3 protein-coding genes are annotated in these 2,727 nt (G+C 71.9%); 1 reads left to right on the top strand and 2 read right to left on the bottom strand.

All coding sequences use genetic code 11. The features are described from left to right. The coding region (locus WBL05_RS09735) for a helix-turn-helix transcriptional regulator (protein WP_424225537.1) at nt 1–760 on the bottom strand (760 nt) is incomplete at its 3' end. Between the two features lie 183 nt (nt 761–943). Here WBL05_RS09735 and gluQRS point away from each other — a divergent pair. Further along, a complete protein-coding gene (gene gluQRS / locus WBL05_RS09730) occupies nt 944–1,843 on the top strand; it encodes a tRNA glutamyl-Q(34) synthetase GluQRS (protein WP_424225536.1) in 900 nt (299 codons plus the stop codon). An 18-nt stretch (nt 1,844–1,861) separates the two neighbouring features. Here the strand turns inward: gluQRS and WBL05_RS09725 are convergent. Further along, a partial coding sequence (locus WBL05_RS09725) for an FKBP-type peptidyl-prolyl cis-trans isomerase (protein WP_424225534.1) occupies nt 1,862–2,727 on the bottom strand: 866 nt, incomplete at its 5' end.

Below are 2,727 nucleotides of genomic sequence, written 5' to 3'. Positions count from 1 at the left end.
GCGCCGGGGCGCGCAGCCCGCGGATCGCCAGCACAGCGGTCAGGTCGACCACCATCGAGGTGAGCATCCTGGTGTGCTGGCCGACGGTCTGTTCGTCGGGTGGTTCGAAGGCGTGCGGCTTGCCGATGCTGGACGGCAGCCCGACCATCCTGGCCAGCTTGAACACCCGCGGGGCCTGCCGGTCGTGACAGAACCCGACCAGGTACCAACTGTTGTTGCGCAGCGCCAGCCGCCAGGGTTCGACGGTGCGCAGTTCGTCGGCGGTCCGGTAGCCGAACCGCACCACCTGGCGGTCGATGACGGCCTGCCACAGCGGTTCGAAGGCCTCCTCCCGGGCGCCCAGCCGGGGCGCCAGCGCGGTCAGGCGTCCGGCGTCGGTCTCGATGCCCGCTGCCCGTAGCTTGGCCAGAGCGTGCGCGGTGTCCTCGGCCGCGCTGGCCTGCTGCCAGACGGTGGCCGCCAGCCCGAGCACGGTGGTCTCGTCCGGGGTGAAGTCGATCGGCGGGAGTTCGAAGTCGGTGCGTGAGATCCGGTAGCCCGGCTCATCGCCGAACAGCGAATCATTCGTGCCGGTAGCGACCGGGACGTTCATGGCCCGCAGGTCTTCCTTGTCCCGCTCGAACATCCGCTCGAAGGCGTCGTCCGACAGCCCCCGGTAGCCCTCCACGGCGCTGCGGATCTGCTCCCTGGGCACGAACCGCCGCGAGCTGAGCAGCAGGATCGTCAGGTTGACCAGCCGTTCGGTCTTGCGGGCGGACACGTTACCAAGCTAGCAGCGCGGTGGAGCGGACTTTGGCGTGGGCACAGACCCCCGTCCCGCAGCAGCCGGGCCACGATGGCCCCGAGCATGTGCTTCGGGGACGGCGCAAGTCCCACCCGTCATCAGCAGCTCCGGCCCGACCGGCTGCGTCCTTCGACTTCGTCAGGTCGGTAGGCTGCCCGGGTGACTTTCGGCCGGTTCGCGCCCAGCCCGACGTCCGACCTGCACCTGGGCAACCTGCGGACCGCGCTGCTGTCGTGGCTGTTCGCCCGGGACGCAGGCCTGGGTTACCTGCTGCGGATCGAGGACCTGGACCAGCAACGCGTCGCGTCCGCGCCGCACGTCGCAGAACATCAGGTCAGGGACCTGGCCGCACTCGGGCTGGACTGGGACGGTGAAGTGGTGCGGCAGTCCGACCGGTTCGACCTCTACCGGGACGCGTCGGCCGGGCTGGAGACCTACGAGTGCTACTGCACCCGCCGGGAGATCGCCGAGGCCTCCCGGGCCCCGCACGGCTCGTATCGTCCCTACCCGGGGACCTGCGCCCGGCTGACGATCGCCGAACGGGCAGAGCGGCGACGCACCCGGCCGGCCGCGATCCGGGTGCGGGCGCGGGACGCCGTCATGTCCGTCGCCGACCTGCACGCCGGCCAGGTGTCGGGCCGGGTGGACGACTTCGTGCTCTTCCGCGCCGACGGCACACCCGCCTACAACCTCGCGGTCGTGGTGGACGACGGGCTGCAGGGCGTCAGCCAGGTCTGCCGGGGCGCCGACCTGCTCGACTCCTCGCCCAGGCAGGCCTGGCTCGCCAGCCGGCTCGGCTTCCAGGTGCCCCAGTACATCCACGTCGGGCTGGCGGTCAACCAGTCGGGTGACCGGCTGGCCAAGCGGGACGGCGCAGTCACCCTGGGCGAGTTGTCGTCCCGGGGGGTGGGGGTCGGCGAGGTCTTCCAGACGCTGCGCGGCTCGGCCGGGCTGCCGGCGGCGGGCTCACCGACGGGGCTGTTGCGGGCGGTCGCCGGCACCGACTGGTGGCAGACACCGGCGATCTGGCAGCCGTGGGTGGTCGTCCCCGAGCTGTGACCGCGCGCCGGCCGGCAGTCAGTAGCTGTAGACGAACAGGACGTCCACAACGCAGGCCATCGGGGTGTTCGGGGCGATGCTCGGCGTCGGGTTGCCGTTCGGGAAGGCGACCGGACCGGGCAGGACGACCAGCACCCGGCTGCCCACCTGCTGGCCGACCAGCGAGTTGAACAGCGCCTGGTGCACCGAACCGGCAGCAGCATCGGTGGCGGCGGGACCGCCGTAGTCGTTGTGCACCTCGGTGCCGTCCCAGGCGACGCAGACCGAGTGCGAGGTCAATGCGTCCTCCGGGGCGAGGGCCTCGCCGCCGCCCTGGATCAGCGTTTCCACCTGCACGTCGGTCGGCTCGGGCAGGTCGGCGGGGATGGTGATCTGCGGCGCGCCGTCGCCCTCGCTGACCTGCGGCAGGCCGGGCGGCGGGGTGAGCTCCACCCCTTCCGGGCCGGCCAGCTCGGTGTCGAGGATGTCGACGACGAACAGCAGGGTGTCGTCCGGTTCGATGCCGGCCTGCGGATTGCCCTGCGCGCCGTAGCCGTCCTCGCTCGGGATCGCGATCGCGACCCGGCTGCCGACCGGCTTGCCCACCAGCCCGGTGGCGAAGCCGGGGATGACCTGGGCCAGCGGGAAGACCACCGGCTCGCCGGCCAGCCAACTGGAGTCGAAGACCTCGCCGGTGCGGGCGTTGATCCCGACGTACTGCAGCCTGACCAGGGCTTTCTCGTGCGGCACCGCGGTGCCGGCGCCCTCCACGACCACCTGGTCGAGGGTCTGCTCGACGGCGAACGGGTAGGGTGCGCTGACCTCTGGCTGGCTGGCCTGGTCGGCGCTGACCTCGATCCCGCTGAGGTCGGCCAGCCAGGTGGGCTCGAGTGCCGGGGTGGGGG

Source organism: Brooklawnia sp., assembly GCF_049651565.1.
In the GTDB taxonomy this organism is placed as follows: Bacteria; Actinomycetota; Actinomycetes; order Propionibacteriales; family Propionibacteriaceae; genus Brooklawnia.
This window is presented reverse-complemented; position numbering and strand designations above follow the sequence as displayed.